The organism is Hydrogenophaga sp. RAC07 (genome assembly GCF_001713375.1).
Classification (GTDB): domain Bacteria; phylum Pseudomonadota; class Gammaproteobacteria; order Burkholderiales; family Burkholderiaceae_C; genus Hydrogenophaga.
Genome location: NZ_CP016449.1, coordinates 230,067 through 249,078 on the forward strand (window position 1 = coordinate 230,067; position 19,012 = coordinate 249,078).

Here is a 19,012-nt window from a genome sequence, read left to right on the forward strand (position 1 = left end):
CGATGATCCGGCTGGCCCATACGGCACACGGCGATTTTCCGGTCCGCGTGGTGGTGGGGCGCATCCTGTCGGTGTCTCCGCATCCCGCACCCGCGCAGACGCAGACAGACGACAGGCCGGAACTGAGCTGCACCCGGGTGCTCATCGAACACGACGACCGGGTCCGGGAGTTGTTTCTGGTTCACCTGGCGCCGCTGGACCTCCTGCCGCACCGCAACCTCACCCTCGTCACCGGCTGCGAGGTGGAGCGCGAATGGCCGCTCTACATCTACAGCCCCCATGAGAAAAACCACCGGCGCTTCGACGAGCACATCGGGCGGTTTCTCAACAGCCAGGGCGGTGAGCCGCTGAGCGAGACCGACCAGCGCCTGATCTGGTCCGCCATCCTGCTGCAGGTCTTGCCTAGCGGAATACGCTGACCGCTTCGACCAGGCGCTGGGTCTGCTGCTGCAGGCTGGCCGAAGCCGCGGCACCTTGCTCCACCAGGGCCGAGTTCTGCTGCGTCACCTGATCGAGGTGGCCCACCGCCTGGCTCACCTGCTGGATGCCGCCGCTCTGTTCGATGGTCGCCGCGCTGATCTCGCCAATGAGTTCGGTGACCTGGGTGACCTGGCGCACGATGTCGTCCATGGTCTTGCCGGCGTCGTCCACCAGGCGCGAGCCGGCTTCCACCTTGTCCACGCTGGCGCCGATCAGGCCCTTGATTTCCTTGGCGGCGGCTGCGCTGCGCTGCGCGAGGTTGCGCACCTCACCGGCCACCACCGCAAAACCCCGGCCCTGTTCGCCAGCGCGTGCCGCTTCCACCGCGGCGTTGAGCGCCAGGATGTTGGTCTGGAACGCGATGCCGTCGATGACGCCGATGATGTCGGCGATCTTGCGTGAGCTCGCGGTGATGTCGCTCATGGTGTTGACCACCTGCGCCACCGCCTGACCGCCGCGCGAGGCCGCTTCGCTGGCCGTGCCCGAGAGCTGGTTGGCCTGGCGCGAGGTGTCGGCGTTCTGCCGCACCGTGGCCGTCATCTGTTCCATCGAGGCTGCGGTTTCCTGCAGGCTGGAGGCGGCCTGTTCGGTGCGCTGGCTCAGGTCGTTGTTGCCCTGGGCGATCTCGCTCACCGCCGTCTGCACCGTCATCACCTGCGCGCTCACGTCGTCGATCAACCAGCGGAACATCAGACCGAGCTGGCTGATGGTGCGCAGCGTCATGCCGATCTCGTCCACACGGTCCATGTGTGCCGCCTTCTGGCTCTCGCCGCTGGCCACGCGCAGGGCCTGCGTGAGCAGTTCTTCCAGCGGGCCGGCGATCTGGCTCTCGAGGAACCCGCTGGCCAGCACCACGGCAAACGTGGACAGACCCGCCAATGGCAGCCACTGTGCACCCCCCAGACCCAGCGCCCAAGCGCTGCCCAGCAGGCTGCCCAACAACAAGGCAAAGGCCAGGCGGATGCGGCTGCGCACACGCATCGTCTTGAACATGGACGTGAAGCCCATGAGACCCGTGCGCAGCAGCAGGCCCTTGTGCAGCTTGAGGTGCCCGGCGCGGCCTTCGCGCATGTCGGCGTAGAGCCGCTCGGCGCCGGCGATTTCTGCCTTGCTGGCTTTGGTGCGCACCGACATGTAGCCCTGGTGCTGCCCGTTGCGGATCACCGGCGTGGCGTTGGCGCGCACCCAGTAGTGGTCGCCGTTCTTGCGGCGGTTTTTCACCAGCGCCGTCCAGGGCTCACCACCTTTGAGCGTGGCCCACATGTCGGCAAACGCCTCCTTGGGCATGTCGGGGTGGCGCACCAGGTTGTGCGGCTGGTGCTGGATCTCCTCCAGGGTGAATCCGCTCACGTCCAAAAACGCCGCGTTGGCGTAGGTGATGCGGCTCTGCGTGTCGGTGGTCGACATCAGCGTCGCGTTGTCTGGGAATTCGTATTCGCGCTGGGTGACGGGGGTGTTGAGTCGCACGGTGGTTCCAGGTCGTTGGGGGTATGACTCCTTATCGACCTCCCACACGCGTGCTTGTGTAGGGAAAGCTGGATACCTGCGGGGCGCCAGGTCAGCGCATCGGCCAGAGCGCGGTCGCGGACAGGCTCTGTTGTGGCCTGCCTGCGGGCCGGGCGGTGCTGCGGGAAGTCAGGCTGCACAGACGCAGGGTCTCCGGATCCTTGGAGCCGTTGAAGAAGGCCTGCAGTGCCAGGCGAAACACCAGTTCCTGCGGTGCGGCCTCGCTGAACAGCGTCATGCACGAGAAGAACTTCAGGTCGTCGGGCACGCCGAGAATCTGGCTGGCCGATTGCTGGGTGTGGCGCAGCACGGCGGTGGTGCACTCGTGCAGGCGGCGGCCGAGCACGGGGTGCCGCTGGTAGGCGCGCGCTTCGTCCAGGCACTCGATGCCGTAGAACTGCGCCTTCTGGCTGCAGCCCAGGCCGCGGTGTTGCGGAAAGACGAACCAGATCCAGTGGCTTTGTTTGCGCCCGGCCTTGAGCTCTTCCAGCGCCTGTTCGTAGACGGGTTCCTGGGCATCGAGAAATCGTTGGAGGTTCATGGCGGAACTTGGCTGCGGAGAAGTGTGAAAACTATCACGCAGAGCGCGCTGTGGGCACCACATGTGGGGGATGCTGCGGTGCAAGGTGAGGACCGGCACCAAGGCACTAGGATGGCGTTTGCCTGCCGACAGCCCACCCACAAAGACAACCGAGACAACATGACCCACCCCACATCCTCCACCCAGGCCTTTCTCGCCGCGCGCGACCAGTTGCTCAGCCTGCGTGGCGACCCGGCCGCCGCCAGCGCGCAGTTTCGTTGGCCCCGCCTCACCGAGTTCAACTGGGCGCTGGACCACTTCGACGCCCTGGCGCGTGGCAACGACGCCACGGCGCTGTGGATCGTGGATGCCAACGGCACGGAGGAGCGTTTTTCGTTTGCGCAGCTCTCGGCGCGTTCCAGCCAGGTGGCCAACTTTCTGCGTGCGCAGGGCGTGCGGCGCGGAGACCGGGTGCTCATGGTGCTGGGCAACGAGCCGGCGCTGTGGGACACGATGCTCGCGGCCATCAAACTGGGCGCGGTGCTGATCCCCGCCACGTCGCTGCTCACGCCGGAGGACCTGCGCGATCGCATCGAACGCGGCGCGGTGAAACACGTGGTGGTGGGCGCCGTGCAGGTGCCCAAGTTCGAGGCCATCACCGGTGCGTTCTCGCGCATCTGTGTGGGCGCGCCGCAGCCGGGCTGGGTGAACTTCGACGACTCACGCGCGCACCCGGTCGACTTCGATCCACAAGGCAGCACGCTCGCCACCGACCCGATGCTGCTGTACTTCACCTCGGGCACCACCTCGCAGCCCAAGCTGGTGCTGCACACGCACCAGAGTTACCCGGTGGGCCACCTCTCCACCATGTACTGGCTCGGCCTGCGCCCGGGCGACGTGCACCTCAACATCTCCTCGCCCGGTTGGGCCAAGCACGCCTGGAGCTGTTTCTTCGCCCCCTGGAACGCGGGCGCCTGCGTCTTCATTTACAACACCCCGCGCTTCAGCGCGCAAGGCCTGCTGGCCGTGCTGGAGCGCTGCCGTGTGACCAGCCTGTGTGCGCCGCCCACGGTGTGGCGCATGTTGATCCAGGAAGACCTGGCCGCGTGGCAGGGCCGCCTGGCGCTGCGCGAGGTGATCGGCGCGGGCGAACCGCTGAACCCGGAAATCATCGAGCAGATCCGCAAGGCCTGGGGCCTCACGCTGCGCGACGGCTACGGCCAGACCGAAACCACTGCGCAGGTGGGCAACGCGCCAGGCCTGCCCTTGAAGCCCGGCTCCATGGGCCTGCCGCTGCCCGGCTACAAGATCACGCTGCTGGATGGCGACGGCCATGAAGCCGACGAGGGCGAGGTCTGCATCGACCTGCGCGATCGCCCGCTGGGCCTGATGGTGGGCTACCTCGATGCGCCCGAGAAGAACGCGGAAGTGATGCGCGGTGGCCACTACCACACGGGCGACACCGCCGCGCGCGACGCCGATGGTTACCTCACCTTCGTCGGCCGCGCCGACGACGTGTTCAAAGCCTCGGGTTACCGCATCAGCCCGTTTGAACTGGAGAGCGCACTGATTGAACACGAAGCGGTGGTGGAGGTGGCCGTGGTGCCGTGCCCGGACCCGGTGCGCACGGCCGTGCCCAAGGCCTATTTGCTGCTCGCGCCCGGCTTCACGCCCGGTCCGGCGCTGGCCGAGGCCATCTTCGCGTTCGCGCGCCAGCAACTCGCGCCCTACAAACGTGTGCGCCGCATCGAGTTCGTGAGCGAACTGCCCAAGACCATCTCGGGCAAGATCCGCCGCGTTCAGCTGCGCGCGCAGGAGGTGGAGCGGCAGGTCGCGGGTGCGCGTGGTGCGGGCGAATTTCTGGAAAGTGATTTCCCGAACCTGAGGCTGGACGACTGACCTGTGCGGGCTGCCTCAAACGGGTGAGCCGTGCCTCCGGAACCACTTTTCAAAGGCGAAGCAGAGGATCAGAATCCCAGCCCCTCGTGGTGAAAAAGGAGGTTGGCCATGAAAGCAAACATCCCTGCCTTGGGTCTGTCGGTGGCGGTCGGTCTGGCGGCCTGCGGAGGTGGCGAGTTGCTGGCGGTGCTGCAGATCGTCACGCCCCTGGGGGGCGCCTGGAGCAATGCCGGGTTCACCACCACCATCCAGTTCACCAACCTGCAGCCAGCCACCCAGGTGTTCCTGTCCCGGTTCGATGTCACGGCCACCATCGACTCCGACGACGGGGTGTGTGGTGCGACCCCGGGCAACCCGGTGGATGTGTTGGGCACGCTGGACAACGGCTCCGTGGTGCTGCGACCTGTGGCTCCGGCGAACGCGCCCAACTGCGTCCAGGGCAGCTTCTCCGACCTGCGCAAGCTGGACACCGTGGCACTCGGTGCGCAGCCAGCGCGCAGCTACACCAACAGCCGCGTCGATGTGCAGATGCAGCAGGGCTTGTGGGTCAGCGAGAACGGAGCGCTCACCCTCAAGTTCAATGAGCCGTCGTCGGTCGACAACTTCACCGGCGCCAACACCGAGCCCGTGACCGGCTGCAATGTGAGCGTTCCCGCCGCCAAGGTCAACTTCGCCGGCGAGATGCGGGGTTTTGTCGTGGCCACGATGAGCCGCCCGCTGATCCCCGAGCTGGTGAACCCGTTGAACAACCTCGAGCGGTATTTCACACAGGTCGAATTCGTCGACGGTGCCACCTTGCGGCTGCTCAATGCGGGTGGCCAGCTGGTGACGCTCAAACGCCAGCCCAACCCGAACAACGTGGCGTGCTGAGTCAGGGCAGGGTCGGCAAGAAGTGCGCGCGGCGCAAGACCACCCGCGCCTGCGATCCGGTCTGCACCTCGATGGCGTCGCGCCCTTGCACACGCGCCCACAGCACACGCAGCGAACCCGTGGGTGGCCCGTCGACCCAATGCGTCACGGCGTCGCCTTCACGCACGCCCTCCAGGGCGGCCGGGCTGGCTGGCAGGACCGATCCGACCCACACGCCGCCATCGCGCTCCACCAGCGTGAGGCCGAAGCCGCCGGGCATCGCCAGGCGCTGCGTCTCCGCGCAGGCGAGCCGCTGGTCCAGGTCGATCAGCCAGCGCGTGCCATCGAGCAGGGCGGTGCCCGCGAGACCCTGAACGTGCGGGGCCAGCGCGCGGTGCAACGCGGGTGCGGTCAGCTGCACCACGGGTACCTGGGTGCGTTGCAGGGCGCCGACGGTCACGCTGTGGGCCAGGGCCAGCCGCGGCGCAGCGCTGGGGGTCGACCTGGCTGCGATGCGCACCACCGCTGCCGGGTTGCCGGTGTCCAGCAGCAGGGATTCGGTGGCGCCTCCGTTGATCGTCACGCCGATCACGGGCAGGCCGCGGTGCTCGCCGAGTTGCACAGCCGTGGTGCCGTCGGGGCAGTCGGGTGCGCCGCGTGGCGCGATGCCGAGTGTCCAGTCGCGCAGGTTCAGATCGAGCCGTTGGCCCCTCAGCAGCGGCAAGCCCAGGATGCCGTCGATGCCCTCGCCAGCCGGGCCGAGCACCGCGGCCAGCTGGTCGATGCGCAGCGCGGTCTGGCCGGTGTGCACCCAGGCGCCCAGCTGGAGCGCGGGCAGCACGACCTCGTTGCCGCCCACCGGACCCACGGTGGTTTCGACCTGCACGCGGGCGCCGGGGGTCAGGCTGTGACGCTCTGCGAAAGCACGCGAGACGATGTGGCGCGTGCTGCCGGTGTCGATGATCCAGCGCCCCGAACGGCCCTCCGCCTGCACCTCCACTTCGATCCACCCGCCCACGTCGCCCAGGCTCAGACGCCGCAAGGCAACTGCCTGGGCGTGCGCCTGCAGGGCGCACACCAGCACCATCGTCGCGAGCAGCCACCGCTTCATGGCCGCAAGGTGTCCACGTAGTCGGCGGTGCGCTCGACCAGTTCGGCCATCACGGGCTCCAGCGCCGTCACGCGCGCGTGCCGTCGCGCGTCGGCCTCGGCCAGGGCGGCGGCGTCCTGGCTCAGCACGGTGTCGAACGCGTTGATCGACTCGATCGCGTCATTGAGTGCATACGCCGCACCGTGGTAGACCTCGTTGCGGATGAAGGTGGTGAGCCGCGCAAAGCCACGCTGGGCCGCAACGCCGAAGCGCCAGCGGATGTCGGCGTCAAGCTCGCCCAGTTGGGGGATGAAACGCTCGGTGAATTCGTTGTAGGCGTCCTTGACCTGAACCAGGTGGGCCACCGCGTCGTCCTGCACCAGCGTGGACAGGGGCCACGCCAGGGCCGCCTTCACCGCAAACAGGCGTGTCTGGAACGCCACGAGATCGCGCTCCAGCGTGTCGGCAAAGCGGCGGTTGCTGTCGCCCCGGGGTTCCATGCGGTCCAGCCAGTCGCTGGCCCAGTGAAACAGCGTCTGCGCGATCAAGGCACGGGCCTTCTCGATACCGCTGTCGCTGCGGTCGCTGGCGTCGATGAACAGACGCTGCGCAAACTGCTGGAAGGGCGGTGCACTGGCCGCCAGATCGATGCCCGCTTCGATGATCACCGGCAGCACAAACACCCGGTCCTTCTGCGCCTCTCGCGCCATCGCCCAACTCACCTCCTGTGCGACCCAGGCCTTGGCCAGCGAGATGCGGCTGATCAGCACGATGAACACGTGGCTGTCCTCGATGGCCGTGATGATGGTCGGGTCCAGCTTCTCGCCGCCGAGCAGTTCGCGCACGTCGACCCAGGCGTCGATGAAGTCGGGCAGCTGGGCCAGCGCCAGGGCCAGCGGCTTGTCTTCCCATGCGTGGCTGATGAAAACGCGCATCGTCGTGCCCCCTCGGCTCTTCGCGCCACTGTCGGCGCACCCGCGGGCGGTGTCAACTCGGGATCGGCGCGACTTGTCCCGATGAGCGGTTGACTGGGTGGACCAACTGCGTCGGCTCAGGGTACCCGGGTGGGTAGCATCACGAGATACAAATTCTTGCAATGCCTCGGGGTCGCTGCGCCTCCAGTGCATTCACCCCAACGCCCCTTCTGGAGCCGACCACCCATGAAATCCACCACCGCTTCCGGCATCTCGCGCCGCCGTTTCAGTGGCCTCGTTGCTGGCGTGGCCGCGCTCGGTGCCCCCAGCTTGCGCGCGCAGTCGGGCAACCGCATCGTGCTGGGCCAGTCGGCCGCGTTCACAGGTGCCGCGGCGCAGCTGGGCATCCAGTTCCACGCGGGCGCCAAGCTGTTCTTTGACCAGCTCAACGGCCAGGGTGGCGTGAACAACCAGCGCATCGAGATCCTGCAGCTCGACGATGGCTACGAGCCCGACCGCTGCGCCGAGAACACCAACAAGCTCATCTCGGCCGACGTGTTCGCGCTCTTCGGCTACATCGGCACGCCCACCAGCGTGGCCGCGCTGCCGCTGGCCTTCAAGGCCGACATGCCCTTCTTCGCACCGTTCACCGGCGCCATGGGTCTGCGCCAGCCGTTCAACCGGCTTGCCTTCCACCTGCGCGCGTCCTACAACGACGAGACCGAACTCATCGTGCGCCAGCTCACCAACCTGGGGCTGAAGAAGATCGCGGTGTTTCACCAGAACGACGCCTACGGCAAGGCCGGACTGGACGGCACGGTGCTCGCGCTCAAATCGCGCAACCTCGAGCCGGTGGCCACCGCCACGGTGGAGCGCAATTCGGTAGACGTGGCGCAAGCGGTGGCCACGATCACTGCAGCCAAACCCGACGCCGTGGTGCAGATCAGCGCCTACAAATCGTGCGCGGCGTACATCCGCGCGGCCAAGGCGGCCGGCTACGGCGGCACCTTCTACAACGTGTCCTTCGTGGGTACGCAGGCGCTGGCCGACGAGCTGGGCAAAGACGGCGCCGGTGTGGTGGTGTCGCAGGTGATGCCCACGCCGTACGCCGCCTCCAAGCCGATCTCGCGTGAGCTTCAGGAAGCCATCAGCAAGGGCGGCAACAAGGTGCAGGCCAACTTCTCCAGCATGGAAGGTTTCCTCGCTGCGAAGCTGTTCACCGAGGGCTTGCGCCGCGCCGGCTCGCGCATCACGCGCGACAACCTGATCAGCGGGCTGGAGTCGATCGGCACCACGTCGATCGGCGGTTACTCGGTGTCGCTGAGCCCGACCAACCACGTGGCCTCGCGCTACGCCGAGCTGTCCATGCTCACGGGCGACGGTCGCGTGCGCACCTGAAGGTCGCCCGCTCCATGAAAAACGCCAGCGACGAGCTGGCGTTTTTCGTTGGGAGCCGGCACAGCCGGTGGGGCGTTCAGCCCTGCTGGCACAGCGCCTGGGGGCGCTCCCAGCCGCTGCCGTTGCGCGGCCACTCGACCAGCACGCCTTCGGCGGTCTGGGCCACGACCCGGCCGTCGGTGCGGTCCAGGCTGCCTTGGTGCAGGCGGTTGACACGAACGCCCACCGGGAAACGGGGCGTCTGGAAATAACTTTGGAAAAACTTCAACATGGGAGGGCTCACTAGGGTTAACCCTAATTTTAAACGTTCGAGCCATGAAACGTGTTGTTCATCAGAATCACTAATGAAGCATCAGGCGGGCATCCCCACCCTGTCCGGGCGGGTCATCCCTGCGCGGCCGATCCAGCATTCCCGGCAGTCGTGCGACCGCTTGTCCGCGACAGTGAAGCCATGCCCGAGGTGCGTTGTTGCACACCGGCCGTCGCCAGGAGTCCTCGTGAACGCCACTGTTGCCACGCACCTTGCCCCGCTCTCCGATGCTCCCCCGCTGCAGGTGTTGCTGGTGTGCTCGCGCGGCGAACATCTGCAGCGGGTCCGTTCCCTGGCCAGCCGATGGCCGCAAGCGGCCCACATCCACTGGACCCCCGACCCCGAGGAGGCGATGCGCCGGGCCAGAAGCTGCCCACCGCACCTGGTCATCGTCGACGCGCGGCTGGACCGCGCCTGTGACCGCTGGCTGAGCGAAGGTCTGCGGCGCGACCGCCCCGACCTGGTGGTGATGAACTTCGACGAAGAGGGTCGGCCCGCAACGCATGGCCGAAGCAGCCACTGGCACTGGTCGGAGCTGCCGCGTGCCACCGCCTGGTGGGTGCAGCGCCACTTCGGCGTCCGACCGCCGCTGCAGATCCAGTGAGTCAGTAGGTGATGGTCAGCACGACCTGATCCACGTAGCTGCCCGCCGGCACGCTCTGGTTGGCCGGCAGGCGGCCATACACCGTGTGGTTGCGCACGCCCGGCAAACACAGCAGGCCGAGCAGGCCGGTGGTGATGCTGCCGCCCACCGTGCCACCGCTGGCGCCGCCATCGCCCCAGGGTGTGCTGCGGGCCGCATCGCTGAAGAGGCCGTACTGCAGGCGCCCGGCGCCGGCGGCCATCTGCCGTGAGCCGGGCCCGCCCACCACGCCGTTGGACAGCGAGAGCGTGTACGGGGTGGTGCAGGCCAGCAGCAGGTAGGTGGGGGTGCAGGTGACCACCACGCTGGCCGAGCTGTCCACGCGTGCCCCGCCGGGCGAGGTGTAGGCACCAAAGGCCAGCGGTGTGGCCGACACGCTGCAGCTGCTGGCGTGGGCGTCCATCGCGCCCAGCAACAGCAGAGAGGTGAGCGCGAGGTGTTTCATCACAGCGGGTGCGCCTGGCAGGTGAGCGGGCCGATCGCGGGCTGGATGAGCGAAGCGTCGGGAGCTTTGAACAGCAGGTGACAGACGCCTTGCGGGCCGTCGATGCGGATGCGGTTGACTTCCTCGATGTCGTTCAGGAACACCTTGCCGCCCTGTGCAAACGGTGCGCCGCTGCCCGGGGCATCGTCGCTGCGGCGTGCGCGCGAACCGGCGGCCACGGGCTCACCGGTCGGGCGTATCACCTCCAGCAGCACCGAGCGGCTGCGCCGCGCAGGAAACTTCGCCTGCACCACCGACTGGGCGCGCGGGCGCAGGCGCATTTCGGGAAACGACAGCAGCGTGTCCATGGGCAGGGCGTCGGCCGAAATGCCGATGACGTTGTCTTCCCAGGCATGCAGGCCGTGAACCCAGGCGCGGCCTTGCGCGTCGGTCACGGCCACCTCGCGGTGGTTGAGCCGCACGCCCACACCGACCATGCCCTCGACCTCGATCTGCGCGGCCACACCTTCGCCGAGCGCGCGCCCGGCCACGGGCATGCCACCAAGCCAGATGAGGCCGCCGCTGGCGGTGGCGCGCAGGGCGGTGGAGCCGGACTGGGCGAGCTGGGCCGCCTGCACTTCCACCCGCCCGGCTTCTCCCAGCCAGCTCCAGGCGCCCATGGCGCGCTGCTGGCCGGTGCTGGCCTGCAGGCGCCAGCCCTGACCGCCGGCCACCGGCTCGTGGCGCTGCGCCTGCAGCGCGAGGCGGCTGTCTCTGTCGGTCTGGGCCCGCACCGCGGTGGTGGTGTCGCGGTCGAGCTGGCGGGTGAGCATGAGCGCCATGCTCCAGCGGTGTTCGCGCTGCAAGGCGCTCAGGCCCATCTGCCAGTCGTTGCCCATGCGCCGCTGCACCGAGGCCGTGAGCACCCGGGTTTTCAGGCCGGTGGCGCCGGTCTGCCAGATGGCGCCGGCCGACCAGCTGGTCTGGCCCAGGGTCCAGCCGCCGAAGAGGGCGGCGCGCCGCAGCGGGGCGCGGCTGCCGTCGAGCTGGCGAAAGCCGTCGTCGGCCTGGTCCAGGCTGGCGCTCAGGTGGACCTGCCGCGTGGTGCGCTCCAGTGCCAGCCGCATGCTGTGGCCACTGCCCATGCCCTCGGTCTGGCTGAGCGCGGCCTGCACGCTGAGCACACCCCATTGCGACGGGATCCAGTGCCCGCCCAGGCGCAGGCTGCGCACCAGGTCGCTGCTCTCCACCCTCGCCTGGGTGGTCAGGGTGTTGCTCCAGCCGTGGCGCACCGAGGCGGCGGCAAAGTGCCCGGCGTAGCGGTCGCTCGGCAGGCCGTAGTTCAGGCGCAGCACGCCGGCTTCGAAGCAGCTGTCGGTCAGGCCCGAGCGAAGCAGGCGGGGGCTGGTGTAGTAGGGCACGGTGCGCACCTGCTCGATGCCTTGCAGGTCGCGCTGCACGATGCGGATTTCACCTGCCCCGGTCAGGGTGGGCAGGGTCTCCAGCGAGAACGGGCCGGAACCCACGGCCAGGCTGCCGGCGGGGCGGTCGTTGATGAGCAGGTCGATGCCGCTGGGCACCTGTGCGCTGCCCTGCACAGAAGGCAGCGGGTGGTGCACTTGGTCGGGCTGCAGGCCGAAGTCGGATCGCGCCTGCACGCCGGCAAAACGAAGCGTGGGCGCGATCTCGCCGCCGCAGCTGAACGCGTCGCCCACGGTGGTGCGCCACAGGGTGTCGGGGTCGGCGTGTTGCCACGCGGTGTCGAGCCGGCGAAACCGGGGCCCGTTGGCGGGCTGGTCACCCAGTTGCAGCAGGCCGCTGTGGCGCAGCCCGCCCTGGGGCGATAGGCCGAAGGCGCGCAGGTCCAGAAAGGCGCTGCTCTGGCTGCCGCTGCGGTCGCGGTCCAGGTTGAGGGTGTAGTCCAGCGCCAGGCCCAGGTGAGAAGGGCTCAGGGCCACCGCCTGGCTGGCGGTATCGCCCAGGTTCACCACCTGGCCGGTGAACGCGGCAGCGGCTGCGGTGAGCTCCAGCCGCTGGGTGCTCGGGCGCATCTGCGGCTGCCAGGGGTGCAGGCTGTGGTGGGGCTCGCCATCGATGGTGCGCGCCAGATCGGCGGGTTTGAGGCGCCAGGCCGCCATGGCCTGGGCCGAGGCGAAGAACCGGCCCTCTTCCTCCACGATGAAGGCGTTGGCGTCGGCCGACTGCCCGTTGATCCAGACATCGAGCAGGCGCACCTGGTGGGCGGCGAACGCCTGGCCCGTCCCGATCAGCAATGCGGTGGTCAGGACGACCCGTCGCTCATTGCGCGGCCACGGCATCGAGCTGGCCGCGCAGCGTGCCGGCATTGCTGTCGGCTTCGATGCGCAAGGTCTTGTGACGCAGGGCCGGCGGCAGCGGCCAGCGGCAGCGCCCGCCGGGCAGCGCGTAGCACGGGCCCAGGGTGGTGGGCGCGCCGTCGTCGCTGGCCAGCCGCAGTTCGCGCACGTGCACATGGCGCGTGCCGGCGTTGTTGAGTTCCACCACGCCATCGGCCGCGCCGCGCTGCCATTGCGCCTGTGACGTGCCGGCACCGGTGCCGACCACGAACACGGGCAGGCTCAGGCGCAGCAGCATCTGCACACCGGTGTCGCCCTCGTCCGGTGTGGTGGCCACCTGCGTGAGCCAGATGCGGTGCGGGCGCTCCACGCCGTCTTGCGCGGCGCGCCGCAGGCCCACGCGCACCACCTGCTGGGCGCCGGGGGCCAGCTCGAAGATGGGCGGGTTGACGATGAGGTCGCTGCTGGGCTGGAGTTGGTCGCGGTCTTGCGTTTGTGACCAATCGAAGGCCTCAGCCTGGATCAACAGGGGACGCGCCGTGGGGTTGGAGACCACCAGCTGACCAGTGGGCTGGCGGCTGCCGAGGTCCAGGCGCACCGGCCGCACCTGAAACGCCTCCGCGTTGCCGCAAAGCAGCGCCGCACCGAGGAGCAGAGACGACCAGACACGGTCCATCGCAAGGGGGCGCATGGCCGTCTCAGTAGGTGGCCGTCACGGTGATGGTGTCGGCGTACGAACCCACCGCTGCGGCGGCGCTGGACGGTACCCGGCCATAAACCGTGAAGGATTGCGCCAGACCGGTGCCGGTGCTGCTGCGTGTGCTGGTTCCGCCCGTGCCGTCGCCCCAGAGCGTGGTGCGCGAGGCGTCCTGGAACAAGGTGTAGTCCAGCGTGTCACCGCCGCTGGTCATGCGCCGGCTGGCCACGGTGGCGCCGGTGCCGGTGCCCGCGTCCAGCGCGAGCGTGTAGGGGGTGCCCACGGTGCACACCGCCGAGATCAACACGCTGCCGTCGCGCTGCACCCCCGGCGTCACCACGCCAAAGGCCAGCGGCACGCCGCCCACCACCGAGCAACTGGCCAGGACGGTGGCGGTGACCGAGAAGGTCGAGGTGCTGGTTTGTGCCCGGGCGGTGTTGGCAAGGCCGATCAGGCTGAGCAAGACCAGCAGGGACAAGGCCCGGCCTGAACACTTGAGGGTCGGTCGGGGCAGGAACGCAGGCTGGGCTTTCATGGTGGAGTCCTCCGGTAACGGTTGCTTTGTCCTCATGAGATCGGCCGTCGCTGCGGTGGCTTGTGTAGGGAATGCTGGACTTCGCGCGCGAGAAATACCCTCCACGGTTTTTGGGGCATGATGTTTGTTGACGGGTTTTCGAGGCCATCAGGCCCAGCCCGCAGGGAGAGTTGCTCACCACATGGCCGCCATCCGCCAACGCCAACGCTCCGTTCATTGGCTGCTGCCGCTGCTCCCGGCGTTGCTGGCTTTGGTGCTTCTCGCACTGCTGGTGGCGGCCACCGACCGGATCGTGGGCAGCGAGCTCACGCGCCGGGCCGAAGCCCGCGTGAATCAGACGGCGGAGCTGTACGCAGACCGCATCGAACGCGTGCTGGCGCGCCGGGCCGTCGAACTGGAACTGGTGGCGGTGCTCGCGGGAACCGACGTGCCGCAGGACCTGCTGGGCTCGGAGCTGAGCCGCTTGAAGTCCAGGACCAGCGGCTATGTGTGGATCGGCATCACCGATCTGGACGGGGTCGTTCGCCTGGGGACCAACGCCTTGCTGGAAGGTGTGTCGATCGCCACGCGGCCGGTGTTCATCAATGGCAGCCAGGGCCTGTGGTTTGGCAGTTTCCATCCACCCAAAGCCCTCATCGAGCCCTTGAAGCGTGCCAGCCTGCCGGTGCCCGCCGAGCTCGCGGATCTGGCTTTGCCGGTGGTGGGGGCGAACGGTCAGCTGCAAGGCGTGGTGGCCGCGCACCTGGATGCCGCCTTCTTCGACCGTTTGATCCAGGAGGTCCTGGGGCCGGCATCGGCGCAACGTTCGCTGCAACTGGCCTTGGTCGATGACGCGGGCAAGCTGTTGCTCGGCGCGCTGCAGCCCGACATGGGAGAGAACTGGAGCGATTTGCTCAAGGCCGCGCCCGGCAAGCAGCTGCGCCACCGGGGCGCCGATGGGCGCTGGTACGTGCTGACGCGCAGCGCGGTGAACCCCGCGGACTCCAGCCTGCGCCCCGGCTGGCAGGTGGTGGCCAGCCAGCCGCTGGATGCGGTGCTGCTGCCGGTGAGGGAGCTGCAACGCACGGTGCTGCCGCTGGGCAGTGCCACCGTGCTGATCATGGGCGCGGCCGGTTTCTGGTTGTCGCGCCGCCTGGCGCGCCCCTACAGCCAGATGCTGGACGCGGTGGCCGACCAGCTCGGTCCCCAGACCACGGACGCGCCCGACACCTACCTGCGGGTGATTTCCGAGCAGTTGCGCCGCCTGCCCAAACCCGGGTCGGGCAACTCGCCCGGCGAGCACCTGCTGGCGCAGGTGCTCTACGACACCAGCCGGCTGCAGGCCGTGTTGCAACACCTGCCGGCGCCGGTGTACCTGGTGGACGACGATTTCCGCGTGGTGTTCTGGAACCTGGCGTGCGAGAAGGTGTTTGGCTGGACAGCGGCCGAGGCGCATGGCCGCTACGTCTCCGAAGTGCTGCCCAGCGCCTCGGGCGGGCAGGAGCGTGATGCGATACGTGCCGAAGTGGTCGCGGGCCGCGGGCCCTGGGAGTTCGTGGGCCACATGCTGCGGCGCGACGGCAGCGAGATGTGGGGCGACTGGCGTCTGATCAAGGTGGCGGGCGTCGACGGCCGTTCGTTCGGCGTGCTGGCCCAGGTGCACGACCTGACGGCCGAGCGCCACGAGCGCGAGCAGGGAGAGGTGTTCGCGGCGGTCATCAACTCGGCCAGCGACGCGGTCATCAGTGTCGATGTGCAGGGTTGTATCAGCCTGTTCAACCCGGCGGCCGAGCGCATCTTCGGCCGCGCGGCCGACACCATGCTCGGCCAGAACCTCGACATCCTGCTGCCCGTGGACGACCGCGATCACCACCGCGGCTACATGCACCGGTTCGCCGACTCCCGCGCCACCACCCGGCCCATGGCAGCGGGTCAGGTACGGGGCCTGCACGCCAATGGCGAGTTGCTGGAGCTGGAGGCTTCGATCTCGCAGGTCACGGTGCGTGGCCGCAAGTTGCTCACCGCGATCCTGCGCGATGTGAGCGAGCGCGTGCGCAGCGAGCAGGCGCTCGCGCAGTACCGCAGGGAGCTGTCCGACCTGGCGCAGCGCCTGCTCGACCAGGAAAAGGACACCACCCACCGGCTGGCCCAGACGCTGCACGACAAGCTGGGCCAGACGCTGAGCGCCACGCGCTTGTCGTTCGATGTGTTCAGCCGCCGCGCGATCGACCAGCTGGACGCCCGTGAGCAGGATCGCATGCGCTCGATCGGTCAGCTGGTCGAACAAAGTGTGCAGGAGGTGCGCCAGGCGCTGGTCGAACTGCGCCCGCCCTTGCTGGAGTCGCTGGGCTTGCAGGCCGCGCTGGACAACGAAGTGCGGGCGCGTTCGATCGAGGCCGAGTTGGTGGTCATCACGCTGGAAGTGAGCCCGGACGCCGAGGGCGTGCGCTGGCCGCCGGAGGTGGAGTACGCCGCGTTCATGATCGCGCGCGAAGCCACCGGCAACGCGCTGCTGCACGCCTCGGCCGGTTCGATCGAACTGCGCCTGGACGGCGACGCGGGCAGGCTGTCGCTGTCCGTGAGCGATGACGGCATCGGCCTGCACGGCAGCCTGATGTATGGCCGCCCCGGCCACCTGGGCATGGTGGGCATGCGCGAGCGGGCACTCGCCATCGGCGGGCAACTCGCTGTCCAGGGTTCGCCCTCGGGCGGCACCGTCATCGCGCTGGGCTGGACGGTCGGATCCGACAGCTTCCAGCCCCCTGCCAACCTTTCGACCGCGGGAGACCCATGAGCGACATCTACCTCATCGACGACCACGCCATGGTGCGTGATGGGCTGCGCGCCGTGCTCGAAGACGCCGGCCATCACGTGGTGGGCGAGTCCGACCAGCCCACCCACGCACTCTCCGAGGTGCTGCGCCTCTCGCCCGGCGTGGTGCTGCTGGACCTGAGCCTGGGCCAGCGCTCCGGCTTCGAGGTGCTGGAGCAGCTGCACAAGCGCAAGTGCACCGCACGCACCATCGTGTTGACCATGTCGGCCCAGCCGCGCCACGTGGCCGAGGCCCTGCGCCTGGGGGCCTCTGGCTATGTGCTCAAGGGCTCACCCGCCAGCGAGGTGCTCAAGGCGGTGGAGGCGGTGGCGTCGGGTCGCAAGTACCTGGGCCCCGAGGTGGCGCAACTGGCCATCGAGGTGATGACGAGCGACGCCGCGCCGACGCCGATCGAGGCGCTCTCGGGACGCGAGCGCCAGGTGATCCAGCTGGTGGTGCGTGGTTTGACCAGCGTGGCCATCAGCGAGCAGTTGCATCTCTCGCGCAAGACGGTCGAGTCGTACCGCAGCCGGATCATGGCCAAGCTCGATGTGCACGACGTGCCGGCGCTGGTGCGCCTGGCGATCCGCGAAGGCCTCATCAGCGCCGACGACATTTGACCCTTCAAACATCTTGAAACACCCTCGCCGGTGTGCCCGGGTGCCGATCACGAAGAGAATTGAAGGCATGAAACCGTCCCTACACGAGATGGGCTACGAGCCCTCCGACCTGCACGTGACCGTCTCCGAATTGATGGTGGCCACCGCCGACCAGTCCGACGAGATGCTGGACCGCACCATCACCGACGTGCTCAAGACCTTGCGCGACCGCTTGAACATGGACGTGGTCTTCTGTTCCGAGTTTGTGGATGGCCGGCGCGTGTTTCGCCAAGTGGCCACCAGCGGCACGCGCCCGACCATCGCGGTGGGCGGATCCGACGAACTGGAACAAAGCTGGTGCCAGCGCGTGGTCGACGGGCGCCTGCCGCGCTACATGGCGGACGCACGGGCCGATCCGGTGGCCAGTGCCTTGCTGGACCAGTTGCCGTTTCCCATCGGCACCCACATCAGCACGCCGATCGTGCTCAAGAGCGGTGAGATCTACGGCACCTTGTGCAGCTTCTCCTTCAGCCCGCACGACAACCCGAACCCCGACGACCTCAGGACGCTGGAGATGACCGCCAAGCTCGCCGCCTTGCGGCTGGAAGGCCGCAACGTGATGCCGGCGCCCCGCGATGTGCCCAACTGGGACCTCAAACCCAAGTGAGCGTCTGCCCGGCGCCTGTGGCCGCTGATGGCCAAAATGTGGACCCAGCGCGCCGCCTTTTGGCCGATACTGAAACGCAACTCCCCGCCTGCTGACCGCGCACGGTTGGCCAGACGGGGCGCCGACCGCCTTTTCCGCACTCCACCCGAGCGAGACGCCATGGACAACAAGCCGGCTTCCCCTGACCCCTACACGAGCCCCGGCGCGCTCTACGACCAGGCGCCCTGCGGCCTGGTCTGCATCGACGCAGAGCAGCGCGTGGTCCACATCAACCGCACGCTGATCCAGTGGCTCGGGCTGGATCCCGTCCAGTTCGTGCAGGGGCGCCCGACCAGCAGCGTCGATTTCCTCGGCCTCGTGGGCCAGACCGACGCGCACTCGCGCGCGATGCTGGGATCGCACCTCGCCCTGCTCACGCGCGGTGACGTGGGCGCAACGCTGGTGCTGGACATCCAGGGACCACAAGGCAGGGTGTTCCGAGCCGAGTTCGGCATGGAGCCTGTGCTGGGTGAGGGGGGCCGGTTCCTGTGCGCCAGCGCCGTGGTGCTTGACGCCACCGAGCGCAGCCGCACCGAGCACCAGCTGGCCGAGCTCAAGCAGGAACTGGAGCAGCGGGTGACCCGGCGCACCAACCAGCTGGTGGCCGCCAACCGGGACATCGACGTGTTCTCGCACAGCGTGTCGCACGACCTGCGCGCGCCTCTGCGCCACATCTCCAGCTTTGTGTCGCTCGCGCAGGAGCGGCTCGGGTCCGACGGCGACAGCCAGCTGCTGCAGTACCAGGCGTCGATTGCCAAGTCCACCAAGCGCATGAGCTTGATGATCGAAGGCTTGCTGGAATATGCGCGCATGGGGCGCGTGTCGCTGGCGCGCCAGCAAGTGCCCTTGAGTCCGCTGGTGCAGGGCGTGGTGCGGCACCTGCAGGCCGAGCACCCGACGCGCTCGATCGAGTGGGTGATCGACGACGACCTGCCCCAGGTGCGGGGCGACGCGATTCTGCTCGCCGAGATGCTGCGCAACCTGCTGCAGAACGCGGTGAACTTCACCCGCACCCGCCCACTCGCCCGCATCGAGGTGGGTCAGTGGACCGACAGCTCCGGTGAGCGTGTGGTCTTTGTGCGCGACAACGGCGTGGGCTTTGACCTGGAGCACGCGCCCAACCTGTTTGCGCTGTTCCAGCGCCAGCACCACTCCATGGATTACGAAGGCATCGGCACCGGGCTGGCGCTGGCGCAACGCATCGTGGAGCGGCACGGCGGTCGCATCTGGTGCGAGGCCGCGTCCAGCGCCGGCTGCACCTTCGCCATCAGCCTGCCGGCGCAGGTGATCGACCCCGAGAGCGAATTCGGCCGGCTGCCCGCCTGAGCGGGCCCGC

18 protein-coding genes are annotated in these 19,012 nt (G+C 68.5%); 9 read left to right on the forward strand and 9 right to left on the reverse strand.

The genetic code is table 11. The features are described 5' to 3' along the window. Positions 1–2: 2 nt before the first annotated feature. Entirely contained in the window at positions 3–419 is a 417-nt protein-coding gene (locus tag BSY239_RS01025; protein WP_069045195.1) for a hypothetical protein, read from the forward strand. Here the strand turns inward: BSY239_RS01025 and BSY239_RS01030 are convergent. Then, the gene (locus BSY239_RS01030) at positions 403–1,947 is read right to left on the reverse strand and encodes a methyl-accepting chemotaxis protein (protein WP_069045196.1); all 1,545 of its coding nucleotides are present in this window, start codon (positions 1,945–1,947) and stop codon (positions 403–405) included. The two genes, BSY239_RS01025 and BSY239_RS01030, sit on opposite strands and share 17 nt — an antisense overlap. Before the next feature lie 91 nt (positions 1,948–2,038). Then, positions 2,039–2,527 (reverse strand): DUF1810 domain-containing protein, encoded by a 489-nt coding sequence (locus BSY239_RS01035; protein WP_069045197.1) that lies wholly within the window; start codon positions 2,525–2,527, stop codon positions 2,039–2,041. Between the two features lie 159 nt (positions 2,528–2,686). On the opposite strand from BSY239_RS01035, the gene BSY239_RS01040 reads away from it, so the two are divergent. After that, positions 2,687–4,405, forward strand: a complete 1,719-nt coding sequence (locus tag BSY239_RS01040; RefSeq protein WP_069048693.1) for an AMP-binding protein — start codon at positions 2,687–2,689, stop codon at positions 4,403–4,405. Between the two features lie 108 nt (positions 4,406–4,513). Continuing rightward, entirely contained in the window at positions 4,514–5,275 is a 762-nt protein-coding gene (locus tag BSY239_RS01045; RefSeq protein WP_156775388.1) for a hypothetical protein, read from the forward strand. A gap of 1 nt (position 5,276) precedes the next feature. Here the strand turns inward: BSY239_RS01045 and BSY239_RS01050 are convergent, their stop codons facing one another. Both BSY239_RS01050 and BSY239_RS01055 read right to left on the reverse strand, forming a co-directional pair. After that, positions 5,277–6,365, reverse strand: a complete 1,089-nt coding sequence (locus tag BSY239_RS01050) for an aspartyl protease family protein (protein WP_083239736.1) — start codon at positions 6,363–6,365, stop codon at positions 5,277–5,279. Then, positions 6,362–7,279 (reverse strand): toll/interleukin-1 receptor domain-containing protein, encoded by a 918-nt coding sequence (locus tag BSY239_RS01055; RefSeq protein ID WP_069045200.1) that lies wholly within the window; start codon positions 7,277–7,279, stop codon positions 6,362–6,364. Before BSY239_RS01055 ends, BSY239_RS01050 begins: the two co-directional genes overlap by 4 nt. Before the next feature lie 225 nt (positions 7,280–7,504). Between BSY239_RS01055 and BSY239_RS01060 the strand changes: the two genes are divergently transcribed. Continuing rightward, positions 7,505–8,656, forward strand: a complete 1,152-nt coding sequence (locus BSY239_RS01060) for an ABC transporter substrate-binding protein (RefSeq protein ID WP_069045201.1) — start codon at positions 7,505–7,507, stop codon at positions 8,654–8,656. A gap of 76 nt (positions 8,657–8,732) precedes the next feature. Here BSY239_RS01060 and BSY239_RS01065 read toward each other — a convergent pair whose 3' ends face one another. Then, positions 8,733–8,927 carry a hypothetical protein gene (locus BSY239_RS01065; protein ID WP_069045202.1) on the reverse strand — a complete coding sequence of 65 codons (195 nt, stop codon included), beginning with the start codon at positions 8,925–8,927 and terminating at the stop codon, positions 8,733–8,735. A 226-nt stretch (positions 8,928–9,153) separates the two neighbouring features. On the opposite strand from BSY239_RS01065, the gene BSY239_RS01070 reads away from it, so the two are divergent. Next, positions 9,154–9,570: a hypothetical protein gene (locus tag BSY239_RS01070; protein ID WP_069045203.1), complete on the forward strand. Its 417-nt coding sequence runs from the start codon at positions 9,154–9,156 to the stop codon at positions 9,568–9,570. Between the two features lies 1 nt (position 9,571). Here the strand turns inward: BSY239_RS01070 and BSY239_RS01075 are convergent, their stop codons facing one another. Genes BSY239_RS01075 through BSY239_RS01090 form a run of 4 tightly spaced genes read right to left on the reverse strand, consistent with a single transcriptional unit; the run spans position 9,572 to position 13,580 of the window. Further along, on the reverse strand, positions 9,572–10,054 hold the full coding sequence (locus tag BSY239_RS01075) for a Csu type fimbrial protein (protein ID WP_069045204.1): 483 nt from the start codon (positions 10,052–10,054) through the stop codon (positions 9,572–9,574). Continuing rightward, on the reverse strand, positions 10,054–12,378 hold the full coding sequence (locus tag BSY239_RS01080) for a fimbria/pilus outer membrane usher protein (protein WP_069045205.1): 2,325 nt from the start codon (positions 12,376–12,378) through the stop codon (positions 10,054–10,056). The genes BSY239_RS01075 and BSY239_RS01080 overlap by 1 nt, the downstream gene beginning before the upstream one ends. Beyond that, entirely contained in the window at positions 12,332–13,039 is a 708-nt protein-coding gene (locus BSY239_RS01085; protein ID WP_083239739.1) for a fimbrial biogenesis chaperone, read from the reverse strand. The genes BSY239_RS01080 and BSY239_RS01085 overlap by 47 nt, the downstream gene beginning before the upstream one ends. 7 nt (positions 13,040–13,046) lie before the next feature. Continuing rightward, a complete protein-coding gene (locus tag BSY239_RS01090) occupies positions 13,047–13,580 on the reverse strand; it encodes a Csu type fimbrial protein (RefSeq protein WP_083239740.1) in 534 nt (177 codons plus the stop codon). Between the two features lie 181 nt (positions 13,581–13,761). On the opposite strand from BSY239_RS01090, the gene BSY239_RS01095 reads away from it, so the two are divergent. The 4 genes from BSY239_RS01095 to BSY239_RS01110 all read left to right on the forward strand — a co-directional run bounded on the left by BSY239_RS01095 (position 13,762) and on the right by BSY239_RS01110 (position 19,002). Beyond that, positions 13,762–16,353 carry a sensor histidine kinase gene (locus BSY239_RS01095; protein ID WP_069045208.1) on the forward strand — a complete coding sequence of 864 codons (2,592 nt, stop codon included), beginning with the start codon at positions 13,762–13,764 and terminating at the stop codon, positions 16,351–16,353. Next, positions 16,350–16,991 carry a response regulator gene (locus tag BSY239_RS01100; RefSeq protein ID WP_069045209.1) on the forward strand — a complete coding sequence of 214 codons (642 nt, stop codon included), beginning with the start codon at positions 16,350–16,352 and terminating at the stop codon, positions 16,989–16,991. The genes BSY239_RS01095 and BSY239_RS01100 overlap by 4 nt, the downstream gene beginning before the upstream one ends. A 67-nt stretch (positions 16,992–17,058) precedes the next feature. Further along, entirely contained in the window at positions 17,059–17,637 is a 579-nt protein-coding gene (locus BSY239_RS01105) for a GAF domain-containing protein (protein ID WP_069045210.1), read from the forward strand. A 159-nt stretch (positions 17,638–17,796) separates the two neighbouring features. Further along, positions 17,797–19,002 carry a sensor histidine kinase gene (locus tag BSY239_RS01110; RefSeq protein WP_069045211.1) on the forward strand — a complete coding sequence of 402 codons (1,206 nt, stop codon included), beginning with the start codon at positions 17,797–17,799 and terminating at the stop codon, positions 19,000–19,002. Positions 19,003–19,012 lie beyond the last annotated feature (10 nt).

Coding starts and splice junctions, on each gene's coding strand:
- BSY239_RS01055 (WP_069045200.1), bottom strand. CDS start 7,279: ATGCGCGTTTTCATCAGCCACGCATGGGAAGACAAGCCGCTGGCCCTG.
- BSY239_RS01075 (WP_069045204.1), bottom strand. CDS start 10,054: ATGAAACACCTCGCGCTCACCTCTCTGCTGTTGCTGGGCGCGATGGAC.
- BSY239_RS01095 (WP_069045208.1), top strand. CDS start 13,762: ATGGCCGCCATCCGCCAACGCCAACGCTCCGTTCATTGGCTGCTGCCG.
- BSY239_RS01090 (WP_083239740.1), bottom strand. CDS start 13,580: ATGAAAGCCCAGCCTGCGTTCCTGCCCCGACCGACCCTCAAGTGTTCA.
- BSY239_RS01060 (WP_069045201.1), top strand. CDS start 7,505: ATGAAATCCACCACCGCTTCCGGCATCTCGCGCCGCCGTTTCAGTGGC.
- BSY239_RS01050 (WP_083239736.1), bottom strand. CDS start 6,365: ATGAAGCGGTGGCTGCTCGCGACGATGGTGCTGGTGTGCGCCCTGCAG.
- BSY239_RS01035 (WP_069045197.1), bottom strand. CDS start 2,527: ATGAACCTCCAACGATTTCTCGATGCCCAGGAACCCGTCTACGAACAG.
- BSY239_RS01040 (WP_069048693.1), top strand. CDS start 2,687: ATGACCCACCCCACATCCTCCACCCAGGCCTTTCTCGCCGCGCGCGAC.
- BSY239_RS01100 (WP_069045209.1), top strand. CDS start 16,350: ATGAGCGACATCTACCTCATCGACGACCACGCCATGGTGCGTGATGGG.
- BSY239_RS01110 (WP_069045211.1), top strand. CDS start 17,797: ATGGACAACAAGCCGGCTTCCCCTGACCCCTACACGAGCCCCGGCGCG.
- BSY239_RS01080 (WP_069045205.1), bottom strand. CDS start 12,378: ATGCCGGCACGCTGCGCGGCCAGCTCGATGCCGTGGCCGCGCAATGAG.
- BSY239_RS01025 (WP_069045195.1), top strand. CDS start 3: ATGATCCGGCTGGCCCATACGGCACACGGCGATTTTCCGGTCCGCGTG.
- BSY239_RS01065 (WP_069045202.1), bottom strand. CDS start 8,927: ATGTTGAAGTTTTTCCAAAGTTATTTCCAGACGCCCCGTTTCCCGGTG.
- BSY239_RS01105 (WP_069045210.1), top strand. CDS start 17,059: ATGAAACCGTCCCTACACGAGATGGGCTACGAGCCCTCCGACCTGCAC.
- BSY239_RS01045 (WP_156775388.1), top strand. CDS start 4,514: ATGAAAGCAAACATCCCTGCCTTGGGTCTGTCGGTGGCGGTCGGTCTG.
- BSY239_RS01085 (WP_083239739.1), bottom strand. CDS start 13,039: ATGCGCCCCCTTGCGATGGACCGTGTCTGGTCGTCTCTGCTCCTCGGT.